Origin of the sequence: Phascolarctobacterium sp. Marseille-Q4147, from assembly GCF_017968825.1 — a bacterium.
Lineage (GTDB): Bacteria > Bacillota > Negativicutes > Acidaminococcales > Acidaminococcaceae > Phascolarctobacterium_A.
In genome coordinates, this window is sequence record NZ_CP072874.1 from 2,370,130 (window position 1) to 2,385,842 (window position 15,713).

Sequence of the window (15,713 nt, forward strand, 5' to 3'; positions counted from 1 at the left end):
AAACCAAGCGTAAGGATATATTAATTGCAATGCCCTTTCTTCCAATGTCTATGAGGTCAATCATGTACACACAACCCTACACCTACACAAAACAAATCCCCCTCTCCCTGGACGATGGCCACGGCGACTACAACCGCAGCTACGAACGCAGCGATGACGATTTTGACTACGCCGACTACTCCACCGACCATAGAGATAACAACTTCCGTAACTACGAGAAGAAGCGCCGCAAAACCAATAAGGAAATTATTGAGGACATGCTCAAGCGCTGGGATTAAGCAAAACACTGTGTAAAACAAAAGTAAGAGGAGAACACCTTTTATCCTGTAAAGGACTTGGTGTTCTCCTCTTTTAATTATAGAAAAGGGAGTGTTTATTTAAGGTTTAGATTATGCAGCTACCTGCATTTTCATTTCAGCTTGCTGCCGTAGTGGTCACGATTGTCGCCGCCGTATACGCGTACACGCTCAATCTTGCCTCTGTCGCCATCCGCACCGGAGATACGGGCAACATGGATACGGCCCATTTCAGGTTCAAATTCACGAACCAGCTTGTGATCCAGCTTCACGCCTTTTTCAAGCGCTCTGTACAGCATTGCTGCGAATTCGTAACGGCTCATCATACGGTTGCCGTTGAACATACCGTCAGGATAACCCTCAACGATGCCTGCTGCCGCCAGACGGCCGATGTATTCGTAAGCCCAGTGGTTTTCGGGAACATCCGGGAAGAGCTTCATTCTGTCCATCTCAATCGTGCCGCCCATGCCTGCGGTCAGCTGGCCTACCAGTGCGGTGAGGTTAGCTACATTCGCTCTCAGGTCCACGATTTCCTTGGCCATTGCCGTACGGGAATTGCTTACGCGTGCGGTACGGTCCAGGGAGAAGGAGATACCTGCATTCACCATGTTCTCGCCGTTGCCGAAGGTTCCGCCTACGCTCAGCATAACCTTTTCATCCGGACGATAGAATGCGCCTACCGCAGCAGCGTTTTTGCCCTTGTAGTTGCCGTAGCCTGCTGCAAAGGTCAGCTTGTCATCGGGATCGAAATCCATCGGGTGCAGCGCTGCGAGAGCGGCGGCACCGGCGCCAACCTTGTCAACGCGGCTGCCAAGATTGTCAACACGATGATCGAGTTCATTAAAATGTTCTCTGAATTCGGCATGCTCTCTATCATTTTGTGCCTTGCTGGCGATATCGTCAATCGTCAGTCTGTTTACTTCTTCAGGATTATAGCGATCCTTTACTACTAATGTAGCAGTTCCGGCTTCCTTATCTCTTTCAATATCAGTCAGCCGTGCATCCTTCATCTGGCCTTCCAGAGTAACGTCTCTGCCGTTGTGAACATTGAGAGTAATCCTGCCGTCTTCGCCAATGCTGCCGCTGGTAACGTATCTGTCCTGAGCTTCAATTGCTGCGTTCAGCTTTTGCTCATTAAAAGATACAGTGTAAGCATGATTGCCCTTGTCATCAGTCATATCACCAACAGTTACGTAACCATTGCCGTCATCTTGAACGGTAGTAATGGTGTTGGTGTCATACTGCTTAACAAAATCGCCCAACTGCTCGCTATTAATGCCAAGCTCATATGCATGATTGCCGTCTGCACCTTTATCTTCAATCGTCAGGATATTGGTATTAACAGCTACTGTAGTAACGGTGTTGGTGTCAGCAACATTTTCCAACTGATTAGTTACCCAGCTGCGGGATGCTACATCTTCTACAACCGCTTGAACGTTATTGCCTGCAGAATCATTAACCCTTACCGTCAGCTTGCCATATTCATCCAGGTTTCCTTCCATGCTGGTGTTAGTTGTGTTGGTATCCTGCGCTGCCGCTGCATCCTGAATAAATCCCCTCAAAGCATCCTCGTTGATGCCGATCCGGTGATGTTTGTTATTGGTTGTTGGATCATCAGCATAAGCATCGACAACGGTAATGATCGCATGACCGGATTCTGCTGTAGTAACCGTATCAGTACCGCCAATGCCATTCAGCTGATTGTTTACCCACTCCTGGGAAGCAATGCCTTCTACAGTGCTTTCAAAAATTCCACTTGCATTATCAGTAATTTTAGAAGTAAGCTTGCCATCTGTAAAGGTCAATTTATTATCAACAACTTTGGTATCAGTATCAACAATACCGACTGCAACATCTGTACCATTTTCGCGTACCAATTTATAGGTATTAACTGTTGCGCCCTGCCCTGGAGTTGCCTTTACCTCTTTAATAACCTTATCCTTTAGGCCTGCCTGGTCTCCTTCACCATAGATAGTTTTCGCCATGGTGATATCATTTGTATAGAGAGATTTGATAATTCTGTCAAATTCGCCTACAGTAATTCTGCTCATAGACTCTTTGCACTTCATTTCGGAATTGTCGCCCGTATGCACAGGATTATAGCTATTACTTGTCGGATCCCATACACGGGTATTGGTATGATAAATAAAGGGTGTGAACAATTCAATCTGCTCACCGGAGCCAATCTGTACCTGCGCATGTCCTAAATCCGTCCAAAAGTAACCCTTGTCATAATTATGAGAAGCATCATAAATTTGTCCTGCAGCGTCTTTGGAAACATCCTTGTCCACAGGAGATGGGGTAGGAGTATCAGCCCACACGGTAGTGTAACCCATCATGCCCATTGCCATGATTGTCGCCAGTACGCACTTTGCCAAAGCAGTTTGCTTTCTATTCTTTTTCATTTTCAATCCCCCTTTTCCACGCTGCGCCACAGTGGCGCAAGCTTAATCCTCGTTACAAAGCATTTCACTAATCAAATATAACTCAGATAAGGTGGTACTAAAATTCAAGGCCTTGAAAATTTAGCAGTCCGCTTCCTTTACCTGCTTTAATTGTACTCTTTTTGTCTCTGTACGTCAAACTTTCGTATTTTTCATAAAGACATCGAATAATAAAATATTCATACACAATTTTTCATTCGTCACTTTTACGCATTAATCAGAGTTGTTAGAATTTTCTCTTTTATATATTTTATACTTTAATAATTATTGCAAAGAAGAGAATGTGAAAGATTTTTGTCACAAAAGACATTTTTTTGACATAGATGTGAACTCAGCCTGTAGCACAGCGAAGCCATTGCTAACCGTGTGCGTCATAAAAAGACAGCGCAAAAATGCTCGAAAAAGTCCATCTTCAGCGGACACAAGGAAAGTAAATCAACGCATGCCAAAAGGCCTGCAACCCTCACGGGTTGCAGGCCAATTTTTTGCTTCGCTTTTTACTTATAACTTATGTCAGCACTTCTACCGCAAGCACCGCCTGTAAACGCTTACGCGTTTAGTACCAGGCAGACTTACTCAAAGTTTTTCTCTTTGAACGGACATTCCTCTACAACAACGCAGCCACGGCACAGCGGCTTGCGTGCCTTGCAGATTTTGCGCCCATGCCAGATAAACCAGTGATGTGCATCGCTCCACTTTTCACGCGGAATGATTTTTTCCAGCTCCTTTTCCGTCGCCAGCGGGTCCTTGCCCTTTGCCAGCCCCAGACGGTGCGACACACGGAAAACATGTGTATCTACCGCCAACGCCGGAATGTTATAGATAATGCTGGCGATAACGTTCGCCGTTTTCTGCCCCACGCCAGGCAATTCCATCAGCGTTTTGATATCATTCGGAATCACGCTGTTAAAGCGCTCCGTCAGCATGTGGCACATGCCCAGCAGGTTTTTGGCCTTGGCATGGTACAGACCGCAGTCGCGGATTTCCGCTTCCATTTCTTCCTGCGTCAGAGCACCCATTTTTTCCGGCGTATTCAGACGCGGAAACATACGCGCCGTAATCACATTTACGCGTTCATCCGTACATTGGGCCGAAAGAATTACCGCTACCAAAAGCTCGAACGGCGAATTATAATTCAGCGCCGTCTTGCTGCCCTTGTAGGTTTCCTCCAGCTTGGCCAGAATAGCTTCTCTTTGAGCCTTGCGCATCAGTTGGTCAGGCTCCTTACCGGTGCAGGAATACGTCCGCCGCGGTTGATGAATTTTTCAGCGCTGAACTTCTTCACACCCAATACAGGTGCATAACCAAGCAAGCCGCCGAATTCAACGCGATCGCCTACGTCCTTGCCCGGAACAGGAATCAGACGTACTGCAGTAGTTTTATTGTTAATCATACCGATAGCAGCTTCATCGGCAATAATTGCGGAAATAGTTGCTGCCGTGGTATCGCCGGGAATAGCAATCATATCAAGACCTACGGAGCATACGCAGGTCATAGCCTCCAGTTTTTCCAAAGACAGGGCACCGCGTTCTACCGCAGCAATCATGCCTGCGTCCTCACTTACAGGGATGAACGCACCACTCAGACCGCCAACATAGCTGGAAGCCATCAGGCCACCCTTTTTAACTGCATCGTTCAGCATAGCCAGGGTAGCGGTAGTGCCGGGGCCGCCGCAGCTTTCCAGACCGATTTCCTCCAGAATATGCGCAACACTATCGCCTATTGCCGGAGTCGGAGCCAAGGACAGATCGATAATGCCGAACTGGGTATTCAGGCGGCGTGCAGCCTCCTGTGCTACCAGCTGGCCGACACGGGTAATCTTGAAGGCAGTTTTCTTAATAGTTTCGGCAACCATACCGATATCACCGTCACGTACCTGCTCCAGTGCATATTTAACAACGCCCGGACCGCTGACGCCAACGTTGATAACGCTTTCCGGTTCGGTTACGCCGTGGAAGGCGCCTGCCATGAACGGGTTATCCGGCACAGCGTTGCAGAATACTACCAGCTTAGCACAGCCGATTGCATCACGGTCAGCGGTACGCTCGGCAGCAGCCTTCACAACCTCGCCCATCTGTTTTACAGCGTCCATGTTGATACCGCATTTGGTAGAACCGACGCTGACAGAGGAGCAGACAATATCAGTAACTGCCAGTGCTTCCGGAATGGAAGCAATCAGATTGCGGTCGCCCTTGGTGTAGCCCTTGTCCACGAGAGCGGAAAAACCGCCGATGAAGTTAACGCCAACCTGCTTGCCTGCGTTGTCCAAAGCTTGTGCCAGCGGTACATAATCGTTGCTGTCACAGCTTTCACCAACCATGGAAATCGGCGTTACGGAAATACGCTTGTTGATGATGGGCACGCCCAGCTCAACTTCGATATCCTCACCGGTTTTTACCAGATGCTCTGCCTTACGGCAAATCTTATCATAAATCTTCTGCGCTGTTACCTTGATATCCGGATGACCGCAATCACGCAGGCTGATGCCCATAGTGATAGTACGCACGTCCAGCTTATTTTGGGTAATCATGCGCGTAGTTTCTAAAATATCGTCAGTATTGAATAACATGACAGCCTCCTATATACGATGCATTGCGCTGAAAATTTCTTCGCTCTGCAGACGGATTTCTACGCCGATTTCTTCGCCCAGCGCAGCCATTTTGTCACGTGCTTCGGCAATGGGCACGTTAGCCTCTGCCATATCAGCAATCAGCACCATATTGAAAAAGCCTTGCATAATATTTTGATTGATGTTGATAATGTTAATATTCATTTCTGCCAAAGCATTACTTACTTTAGCGGTAATACCTACCTTATCCTTACCTACGATAGTTAAAACAACTCGCATATCTGCGTCCTCCTTCAAAATAAATTAAGAGCAGCACTCATAGTACTGCTCTTATTGTATCACATCTTTGAAGTTCTGTGTTGTATACATGAAGAAGGCGCTTATTTTTCAGCCTCATATTTCGGCTTGGGGAACTTCATGATGAACTCCGTCCCCTGTCCCACTGTGCTCAACACACGGATACTGCCGCCATGAAAATTAACGCCATGCTTGACGATGGAAAGACCAAGACCAGTGCCCTCAATCGCCTTATGACGACTGCGGTCGACGCGGTAAAAGCGCTCGAAGATATGCGGCAGCTCATCACCGGCAATGCCCATACCGGTATCGGCAACACTGACGGTATATTTATTTTCACCTTCACTCAGGCGCAGCGTCACCTCACCGCCGGGATGATTATATTTCAGACCGTTATCCAGCAGATTAAAGAAAATCTCCTCCATCAGCGAAGAAATACCCAACAGCTTACTGCTGCCATTGGTGTTATCGATAATCTGCAGATTGACCTGCAATCTGCCTGCCTTATCCTTCAGACGCGCCAGCGCACTCTGTGCCACATTCTGCAGAGTAAATTCCTCCATCATATCATGCGTCAGCTCATCAAGCTTCGACAGCTGCATGATATCATCAATAAGACGCAGCAGATTGTGTGCCTCGTCGTTGATTTTCTGCAGAAAGCGCTTGGTATCCTCCGGCTTTACCAAGCCGCTGAGCATGATTTCCGAATAGCCCAATACCGATTGCAGCGGTGTTTTCAGCTCATGTGAAACGTTGGCCGAAAACTCACGGCGTATTTTTTCCGAGGAAGTGCGCTCCGTTACATCCATAATAAGCAGTACAAAGCCTTTATCGGTGATTCTGCTGCCATTGAGCTGGTAGTAACTGCTGCCGCGGTTGATTACAATGCGTCCCTTGCCCTCCTGCTCAATCTTGGCAAAAAACTCCCGGATTTCGTCGCTGTCATCAATCATGTAAAAGCTCTTGCCCAAAAGCTCCTGCTTTTCCTTGCCGAAGAATTTCGTAACGCTTTTATTGACCGATTCGATTTCCCACACGGGATTAAGGAACATCAAGCCCTCATCCATATTATTGGTTACGGCCTTCAGCTCCTGTTTTTTATTTTTGTAGCGGCGCATTTCCTTCTGCAGCTTTTCCTGCTGCAGCTCAAAATACTCCACAATCGGCTTCAGCTCAGGATATACTGCCGCCTCAGAATCAGGCTGCTCCAGATTGAGATTTTCCAACGGCCGCAATACCCTTGCGGTAATTGTTTTTGCTGCCCAAAACGCACCGCACAAAACTGCCAGTGCCAACAGCACAAAATAGCCCAAAATTATTTTATACTGCTGAAAAACAGCGTCATTCGTGCGTGACAGACGCAGTACATTACCATCAGGCAGACGCACAGCATAGTACAAAATATTCTTGCCGATGGTTTCGGATGCACGCTGGCTGCGGCCTTCGCCGTTTGTCAGTGCCTCATGCACCTCCTCGCGCTCAAAATGGTTCTCCATTGATACAGCATCAGCATAATTGTCGTACAAGGCGTGACCGTCCGGTGCAATCAGCGTTACGCGGTCGGCAAGCTGCAAACGCTGCAGCTCACTCACCGGCACATTACCCTCACCGTCAGCCACAATCAGCAGATTCGCCTCACGCTTAAGGCTGGCGAAGCTGTCCTGCGTAATATATTGGCAGGAAACCCAGAAGAAGAGCAGCAAAACAAGGCCTACCGCTGCCCCTGTCAGCAGCAGTATGCTGCGGAAAAGCCTCTGCTTCATTTTGCGGCCGCCATTCTGTAGCCAACGCCACGGATAGTTTCAATCAGTTCGCCTGCATCGCCCAGCTTCTGGCGCAGGGTACGGATATGCACATCAACGGTACGTGTTTCGCCGCTGAATTCATAGCCCCAAATATCGTTAAGCAGCTTATCACGCGAAAAGACGATGCCCGGATGCTGCAAAAACTTGCGCAGCAGCTCATATTCTTTCAGCGTCAGCACAACCTCACTGCCGCCTACGCTCACCTTATGCTCCAGCTGGTTGACCTCCAGGCGACCGATGCGGATGATTTCCCCATCGTCCTCATCGGGGCGTGGTGCTGTGCAGCGGCGCAGCACAGCCTTGATGCGCGCCACCATTTCCAGCATACCGAAGGGTTTGGCAATATAATCGTCGGCACCGCTGTCCAGGCCCTTAACCTTATCAAACTCCGAGCCCTTGGCCGTAGCCATAATCACAGGGATATTCGCATAACGTTTATCGGCACGCAAACGTCTGAGAATGCTTACACCATCCTCATCCGGCAGCATAATATCTAAAACAATAAGCTCCGGCACCTGCTTTTCCAGCAAAGCGAAAAGCTCGCGGCCGCTGCCGCAGCCCTGTGCCTCCATGCCAACGGACTGCAGGGTGTAAACCTCCAGCTCGCAAATATTTTGTTCATCTTCCACGCAGAAAATCATGCAAAACACCACCAATCAATACTCTTTCGCTATAATTATATACGCAAATCAGAAAAAATGCCTGTAAAATTTAGGTAAAAATTTTAACAGGAGTAAAAGAAGCTGCATTTAACTGCTAAGCATGCAAAAAAGGCTGAGAGCAACGCTCTCAGCCTTATACTATATGCGATTGTAGAAAAAACGAAAGCTGCCTGCGGCAATCCTTTCCCTGCAGTTTAAATCTGCCAAAGTCTGTGATACACTCCGTTTTCCATATTATCGATTACATCTACCTTAAACGGCATATTTTCAATAATATCCAGCGTATCAAAATACGTATCCGGCGTAGCATAAAACTTAATCAGTCCGCTGGTGCCGTCTACGGTGCTCACCATGGCCAGATGCTCATAGCCTTCCATAATCCAGTTAACATCTGCAATACGCTCAGGCTCAACCTGCGCGTAGATCATACTGTGGGGTCCGGGGTCATTGTCACTCATTCTTTTACAACCTTTCTGCGTAATAAGCTGAATTGCAGCAGCGGCTTGTCGCTGGCTGCGGAAAATTTCTGCTGGGCATGCGGTGCGCAGTCAATCGGCGTACCTGCTTCATCCAGCATTTCTGTCAAAACAAAGGGCATTGTGCTGCCGTCGGGCATCAAAAGCTCCAGCGGCTCGCCTGCCTTTACATTGTTGCGCTGCTCAAAATAAGCGCGCTTTTTCTCGGCATCATAGCCTGTAACGATACCGACAAAATCATGTGTCTGCTCATACTTCGAGCTGGTGTAGACCTGCGCATCTCTGTCAGGCTTAGCCACAGCAAAGCCTGTGGTGTACTGACGGTGGGAAACCTTGTTCAGCTCGGTAATCCACGCCTCCGGCACGCTGTAATGCTCCATATCTGCCCAGCATTGGTCGATAGCCTTGCGGTAAACGCTGACTACCGTAGCTACATAATGCACGCTCTTCATGCGGCCTTCAATCTTCAGGCTGCACACACCGGCGCGCATCAGCTCCGGCAGATATTCAATCAGGCACAGGTCCTTGGAGTTCATCACGTAGGTACCGTGCTCGTCCTCCTCGAGGTCGAAGTATTCGCCCGGGCGCTTTTGCTCGCCCAGCTTATACATATTATATTCCCAACGGCAAGCCTGAGTGCAGGCACCGCGGTTGCCGTCGCGCCCTGTCAAATAGGCACTCAGCAGGCAGCGTCCGCTGTAGGAAATGCACATCGCGCCATGCACGAAGGTTTCCAGCTCTACCGAGGTTTTTTCACTGATTTCGCTGATTTCTACCAAGGACAGCTCACGTGCCAGCACCACGCGTTCAGCACCAAGCTGCTCCCACGCCTGTACAGCGGCGTAGTTGGTGGTATTAGCCTGCGTGCTCACGTGCAGCGGCATATCAGGCACAACCTGACGGGCAGTGCTCCATACGCCCAAATCACTGATCAGCAGTGCGTCAACCTTGGCCTGCTGCAGACCGCGCAGATAATCCGGCAGTCTGTCGATATCCTCGTTGTGCGCAAAAATATTTACCGTTACATAAACCTTTTTGCCGAGGCTGTGAGCATACTCTGCCATCTCAGCAATTTCCTCTAAAGAGAAATTGTTGGCAAAGGCACGCAGACCAAACAGCTTGCCGCCCAGATAAATAGCATCAGCACCATACAGCAGTGCCATTTTTCCTTTTTCCATATTACCGGCAGGTGCCAGTAATTCGGGTTTAACTAAGTTTCTGCTCATTAATTCTCCTTAAAACACTTCTCCGCGCCGCCATAACGGCAACAGCAGAAATATGTAATAAACTGTTGTTAGCCTATTTCCTCAATCGCCTTCAAATGCTCGGCGTAGGTTTTGGTAAAACGATGGTGTCCGTCCTTTTCCGCAACAAAGTACAGATAATCTGTCTGCTCCGGCTGCAGCACCGCCTTAATTGCGGTCAGTCCCGGACTGCCAATCGGTCCCGGAGGCAAGCCGGGATTCTGGTAGGTGTTATACGGGCTCTGTATCTTGGTATCCGCAAAGGTAACTACTTCCTTCTGCGTTCCCAAAAGATACTGAATCGTCGTGTCAGACTGAATAGGCATGCCGATTGCCACACGCTTGAGGAAAACGCCGGCGATTTTCGGCTGCTCCTCGGCAAAGACTGCCTCCAGCTCCACCATTGAAGCCATATTGACAACATCACGCAAAGGCAGATTGCGTTCGGCCACAGTCTTGGCAATACCGCTGCTCTGCATTTCCTTATCAAACTGCGCAACCATCATTTGGAGCATCTCCTGCTCGCTGATTCCCACCGGGAAATCATAGGTTGCCGGGTAGATAAAGCCCTCGGCCTTAAACAGCACATTGCTGTCATCAGTCTGCATATAGGGATAGGGTGCATAATCCTTCGCCGCTGCCATAAACTTGTCTGCACTGCCAAGCCCTTCGGACTCCAGCTTCTTCGCGGTTTTCGCCACGCTGTAGCCTTCCGGTACGGTAAAGCGCACCTGCTTGATGCGTCCCTTGACCATAACATCAACAATCTGCTGATTGCTCATGCCGCCGTCAATTTGGTAGGCACCTGCCTGCAGCTTGGTAGCCAGACCCTTCCAGCGCGCCTCCATTTTAAAGGCAGCGGGATTTTTTACCAGCTTCTTTTCATGCAGCAGCTCGGCGATATCCGCCGTAGTCATGCCGTCCTTGACAACAATCAGGCGCGAGCCCTCTACGGCAAAACCCTTATTGTTGCCCTGTCCGTTAAGATAAATCGTAAATGCTACCACGCCGGCAACCAGCAGCACCGCCAAAGCACCTGCCGCAGCCTGCACCGGATTGTCGCGCACCAGCTTTTTCAGCTTTTCTATATCCATCAGAAAACATCATCACATCGCATAAAAATACCGGACCGAAGTCCGGTAAAATTATTGACTGTGAATTACTCCTCGTCCTCAAACATTTCGTCATACTTAGCAGCAACTGCTTCGTATTCTTCGTCAGTCGGAGCGGTGTAAACAGCTTCGCCGTTTTCGTCAAAGTCCATGCGTGCGATAACGCAGGTATCTTCTTCTTCATCATGCTCGTGGCAATCGCAGTCGTCATCCTCGCAGCAGCAGTCTTCCATCGGAACCAGTACTGCAAATTGTTTGTCATCAACAGTGATAACCATATCCTGATAGAACTCATGCTCGTTGCCTTGCTCGTCAGTCAGAACAACGCAGATAACTTCTTCTTCGCCTTCAGCTTGCATAGCTGCTAATTCTTCATCTCTAATGTCTTTTTCCATAAAGGCACCTCTTTCGTTATAGCTCAATAAATAAAAAGCTCAATTTTAATCTAAACATATTGTATAATAGGTAACGCTATCTGTCAAATTTTAAAGCTCTTGCTGTCCAGATAATTTTGCAGAATAACAACTGCCGCCATCATATCAATAACCTTCTTACGCTTTTTACGGCGCAAGTCCGCATCAACCAGCACCTTTTCGGCAGCTACGGTGCTCAGGCGTTCATCCCACAGCACAACCTGCACCTTCGGGAACATGGTGCGTAGCTTTTCGGCCATTGCTTCACAGGCCTGCGCGCGTTCGCCGATAGTGCCGTTCATGTTTTTGGGATAGCCTACAACCAATGTATCTACCTCATGCTCGGCTATCAGCTCGGCAATGCGGGCATAGTCGCGTTCCTCAGTAGTACGATGAATAGTTTCCACGCCGTTGGCAATCATGCCCAGCAAATCGCTCACAGCGATACCGATAGTTCTTGTTCCTACATCAAGGGACATTTTACGCATTAAGTTACGTTCTCCTTTTACTTGTTAATCTGCTGCAGATAATTTTTTACCAGCTCTTCAATCAGCTCATAGCGCTCGTGACGGCGCAGCTTGGTACGTGCGTCCTCAAAGCTGGTGATATAAGTGGGGTCACCGCTCAGCAGGTAGCCTGCTAATTGGTCCACAGGGTTATAGCCCTTCTTTTCCAGGGCAGCGTATACTTCTTTTATAGTTTCGGCAACGTTCAGCTTTTCCGGCTCACGTTTGAACATCATAGTTTCTTGAGATACTTCAGACATACGAAACACTCCTTTCGTTTTTCGTAAATATATTGTAGCACATTTTGAGCGAAAAAGCTGTGTTTTTCTGGTTAACTTGCAAAAAAGAGTGCTTACATTAAGCTTTACTTTACTTCAGGTAATGCTGCAGCAAAGCATCCTGACAAAAGCCCCGGCACAGACGCATCGTTTACGATGCGGCAAATGCCGGGGCTTTACTTTAGCTGCACTTCTATCAGGATTGTACAATCCATAAAAGTGCTTTAACCGTCAATATTTAATTTTGCTTAGAGGCTCATACCGCCAGCTACATAATGGAATTCAGCCTTGCGCTCACGCAGGTTACGTTCCTTATCCCAAGGAGCAGTGCCGAACCAGTAATCGTCTGCCGGATTAAAGCTTGCCAAAACGGTCAGGGTACCCGGGTCAATTTCCACTTTGTAGTTTTTGAGCAGGCCGTCGCCACCTGTCAGATGCAAGCTGCCATTAATCAGGACGCCGATTTTGTCTTCGTAAACGCCAACGATTAACGGATTTACCGAGCTATCCAGTTCATAACCGCCTACGCCGATACCAGCCAAGGTGTCGCCATTGGTCAGGCCGTTGGCTTTGCCGGTGTATTTTGCCGGTACGCCTTGGGTAATGGTTTTGTCATCTACTACAAAGGTCAGCTTAGCCTTTGTTACTTCGGACTTGCCTGCGTTAATCTGCACATTGTAGTTTGTGTTCAGGTTATCTACGCCGCTGGCAGTACCATTCCATTCGTAGCTGCCTACATTATTGGTCTTCTTAACGTCGCTTACGCTGCCTTCCGTAATCGCGCCATCTTTGTTAGCATTGATTACCAGACCGTTATCGCCATTGACTAAGCCTGCATTGTTACTAAAGGTGAATGCGTTGCTGTAGTCCTTAGCATCAAGATTACCGTAAACGCGGGTGATGTCGTTCAGATTTACTACGAGGTTAGCCTTCGTTACGTCGGACTTGCCTGCGTTAACTGTTACATCGTAGTTAGTGTTCAGGTTATCTACGCCGCTGGCAGTACCATTCCACTCGTAGTTACCTACGTTGTTAGTCTTCTCTACATTGGTCAGAGTACCACCGGCAATTGCACCGTCTTTGTTAGCATTGATTACCAGACCTTTATCGCCATTGACTAAGCCTGCATTTGCACCAAATGTAAATGCTTTGCTGTAGTCCTTCGCATCAAGGTTACCGTAAACGCGGGTGATGTCGTTCAGATTTACTACGAGGTTGGCCTTCGTTACTTCGGACTTGCCTGCGTTAACTGTTACATCGTAGTTAGTGTTCAGGTTATCTACACCGCTGGCAGTACCATTCCATTCGTAGCTGCCTACGTTGTTGGTTTTCTTAACGTTGGTCAGAGTACCGCCGGCAATTGCGCCGTCTTTGTTAGCATTGATTACCAGACCGTTATCGCCATTGACTAAGCCTGCATTTTCACCAAAGGTAAATGCGTTGCTGTAGTCCTTAGCATCAAGATTACCATAAACGCGGGTGATGTCGTTCAGATTTACTACGAGGTTGGCCTTCGTTACTTCGGACTTGCCTGCGTTAATCTGCACATCGTAGTTAGTGTTCAGGTTATCTACACCGCTGGCAGTACCATTCCACTTATAGCTGCCTACATTGTTGGTCTTCTTAACGTCGCTTACGCTGCCTTCCGTAATTGCACCATCTTTGTCAGCATTGATTACCAGACCGTTATCGCCATTGACTAAGCCTGCATTTTCACCAAAGGTAAATGCGTTTCTGTAGTCCTTAGCATCAAGATTACCGTAAACGCGGGTGATGTCGTTCAGATTTACTACGAGGTTAGCCTTTGTTACGTCAGACTTGCCTGCGTTAATCTGCACATTGTAGTTTGTATTCAGGTTATCTACACCGCTGGCAGTACCATTCCATTCGTAGCTGCCTACGTTGTTGGTCTTCTCTACGTTGGTGAGAGTACCGCCGGCAATTGCGCCATCTTTGTTAGCATTGATTACCAGACCGTTATCACCATTGACTAAGCCTGCATTGTTACCAAAGGTAAATGCGTTGCTGTAATCCTTAGCATCAAGATTACCATAAACGCGGGTGATGTCGTTCAGATTTACTACGAGGTTAGCCTTCGTTACGTCGGACTTGCCTGCGTTAATCTGCACATTGTAGTTTGTGTTCAGGTTATCTACACCGCTGGCAGTACCATTCCACTCGTAGCTGCCTACGTTGTTAGTCTTCTTAACATTGGTGAGAGTACCGCCGGCAATTGCGCCGTCTTTGTTAGCATTGATTACCAGACCGTTATCGCCATTGACTAAGCCTGCATTTGCACCAAAGGTATATGCGTTGCTGTAATACTTAGCATCAAGGTTACCATAAATGCGGGTAATGTCGTTCAGATTTACTACGAGGTTAGCCTTCGTTACTTCGGACTTGCCTGCGTTAACTGTTACATCATAGTTTGTATTCAGGTTCTCTACACCGCTAGCAGTACCATTCCATTCGTAGCTGCCTACGTTGTTGGTCTTCTCTACGTTGGTCAGAGTACCACCGGCAATTGCGCCATCTTTGTTAGCATTGATTACCAGACCGTTATCGCCATTGACTAAGCCTGCATTGTTACCAAAGGTGAATGCGTTGCTGTAGTCCTTAGCATCAAGATTACCATAAACGCGGGTGATGTCGTTCAGATTTACTACGAGGTTGGCCTTCGTTACGTCGGATTTGCCTGCGTTAACTGTTACAGCGTAGTTAGTGTTCAGGTTATCTACACCGCTGGCAGTACCATTCCACTCATAGCTGCCTACATTATTGGTCTTCTCTACGTTGGTCAGAGTACCGCCGGCAATTGCACCGTCTTTGTCAGCGTTGATTACCAGACCGTTATCACCGTTGACTAAGCCTGCATTGTTACCAAAGGTATATGCGTTGCTGTAGTTCTTCGCATCAAGGTTACCATAAACGCGGGTGATGTCGTTCAGATTTACTACGAGGTTAGCCTTCGTTACGTCGGACTTGCCATTGGCAGTTACTACCAAATTATAGTTCTTACCCAAGCCTGCATTTGCAGTGCTTGCGCTACCTGTCCACTCATAGTTACCTGCATCGTTCGTTACCTTGCTGCCGCTTACGCCAGCAATTGCACCATCGCCAGTAACTGTTACCTTAACATCGCCGGCATTATAGCTATCACCATTTACCAGACCAGTGATATTGCCTGCGCTGTAACCGCCGCTAGTAATCGTTGCATTACCATAGGTACGTACTACGTCACTCAGGCCAACATTCAGCGTTGCCTTTTCTACTTTAGACTTGCCATTTGCAGTTACTACCAAATTATAGTTCTTACCCAAGCCTGCATTTGCAGTGCTTGCGCTACCTGTCCACTCATAGTTACCTGCATCGTTCGTTACCTTGCTGCCGCTTACGCCAGCAATTGCGCCATCGCCAGTAACTGTTACCTTAACATCGCCGGCATTATAGCTGTCGCCGTTTACCAGACCAGTGATATTACTTGCACTGTAGCTACCGCTGGTAATCGCTGCATTACCGTAAGTGCGGTATACGTCACTCAGGCCAACATTCAGCGTTGCCTTTTCAACCGTAGACTTGCCATTGGCAGTTACTACCAAATTATAGTTCTT

At 48.1% G+C, this 15,713-nt stretch carries 14 protein-coding genes; 1 reads left to right on the forward strand and 13 read right to left on the reverse strand.

Annotated elements, in window-relative coordinates; translation table 11 throughout:
• Positions 1-62 precede the first annotated feature (62 nt).
• Complete coding sequence (locus KAH19_RS10830; RefSeq protein WP_246869374.1) at positions 63-278, forward strand: hypothetical protein; 216 nt, start codon at positions 63-65, stop codon at positions 276-278.
• Positions 279-409: 131 nt separating this feature from the next.
• Here KAH19_RS10830 and KAH19_RS10835 read toward each other — a convergent pair whose 3' ends face one another.
• From KAH19_RS10835 to KAH19_RS10895, 13 genes are all read right to left on the reverse strand, one after another.
• Positions 410-2,701 (reverse strand): YadA-like family protein, encoded by a 2,292-nt coding sequence (locus KAH19_RS10835; RefSeq protein WP_210684600.1) that lies wholly within the window; start codon positions 2,699-2,701, stop codon positions 410-412.
• Between the two features lie 611 nt (positions 2,702-3,312).
• Entirely contained in the window at positions 3,313-3,948 is a 636-nt protein-coding gene (gene nth, locus KAH19_RS10840; protein ID WP_210684601.1) for an endonuclease III, read from the reverse strand.
• A complete protein-coding gene (locus KAH19_RS10845; protein ID WP_210684602.1) occupies positions 3,948-5,309 on the reverse strand; it encodes a PFL family protein in 1,362 nt (453 codons plus the stop codon). Before KAH19_RS10845 ends, nth begins: the two co-directional genes overlap by 1 nt.
• Positions 5,310-5,318: 9 nt before the next feature.
• Entirely contained in the window at positions 5,319-5,588 is a 270-nt protein-coding gene (locus KAH19_RS10850; RefSeq protein ID WP_210684603.1) for an ACT domain-containing protein, read from the reverse strand.
• 101 nt (positions 5,589-5,689) lie between these two features.
• Complete coding sequence (locus KAH19_RS10855) at positions 5,690-7,369, reverse strand: ATP-binding protein (RefSeq protein WP_210684604.1); 1,680 nt, start codon at positions 7,367-7,369, stop codon at positions 5,690-5,692.
• A complete protein-coding gene (locus KAH19_RS10860; RefSeq protein ID WP_210684605.1) occupies positions 7,366-8,052 on the reverse strand; it encodes a winged helix-turn-helix domain-containing protein in 687 nt (228 codons plus the stop codon). The genes KAH19_RS10855 and KAH19_RS10860 overlap by 4 nt, the downstream gene beginning before the upstream one ends.
• A gap of 215 nt (positions 8,053-8,267) precedes the next feature.
• The gene (locus KAH19_RS10865) at positions 8,268-8,531 is read right to left on the reverse strand and encodes a DUF4911 domain-containing protein (protein WP_009146306.1); all 264 of its coding nucleotides are present in this window, start codon (positions 8,529-8,531) and stop codon (positions 8,268-8,270) included.
• Positions 8,528-9,775, reverse strand: a complete 1,248-nt coding sequence (locus tag KAH19_RS10870) for a U32 family peptidase (RefSeq protein ID WP_210684606.1) — start codon at positions 9,773-9,775, stop codon at positions 8,528-8,530. Before KAH19_RS10870 ends, KAH19_RS10865 begins: the two co-directional genes overlap by 4 nt.
• Before the next feature lie 68 nt (positions 9,776-9,843).
• Positions 9,844-10,887 carry an endolytic transglycosylase MltG gene (gene mltG / locus KAH19_RS10875; protein WP_210684607.1) on the reverse strand — a complete coding sequence of 348 codons (1,044 nt, stop codon included), beginning with the start codon at positions 10,885-10,887 and terminating at the stop codon, positions 9,844-9,846.
• A gap of 65 nt (positions 10,888-10,952) precedes the next feature.
• Positions 10,953-11,300 (reverse strand): DUF1292 domain-containing protein, encoded by a 348-nt coding sequence (locus KAH19_RS10880; RefSeq protein WP_009146303.1) that lies wholly within the window; start codon positions 11,298-11,300, stop codon positions 10,953-10,955.
• 83 nt (positions 11,301-11,383) lie between these two features.
• Positions 11,384-11,806 carry a Holliday junction resolvase RuvX gene (gene ruvX, locus KAH19_RS10885; protein ID WP_009146302.1) on the reverse strand — a complete coding sequence of 141 codons (423 nt, stop codon included), beginning with the start codon at positions 11,804-11,806 and terminating at the stop codon, positions 11,384-11,386.
• Between the two features lie 17 nt (positions 11,807-11,823).
• Positions 11,824-12,084: an IreB family regulatory phosphoprotein gene (locus KAH19_RS10890; RefSeq protein WP_009146301.1), complete on the reverse strand. Its 261-nt coding sequence runs from the start codon at positions 12,082-12,084 to the stop codon at positions 11,824-11,826.
• A gap of 266 nt (positions 12,085-12,350) precedes the next feature.
• On the reverse strand, positions 12,351-15,713 hold a 3,363-nt coding region (locus tag KAH19_RS10895), incomplete at its 5' end, for a beta strand repeat-containing protein (RefSeq protein ID WP_371816682.1).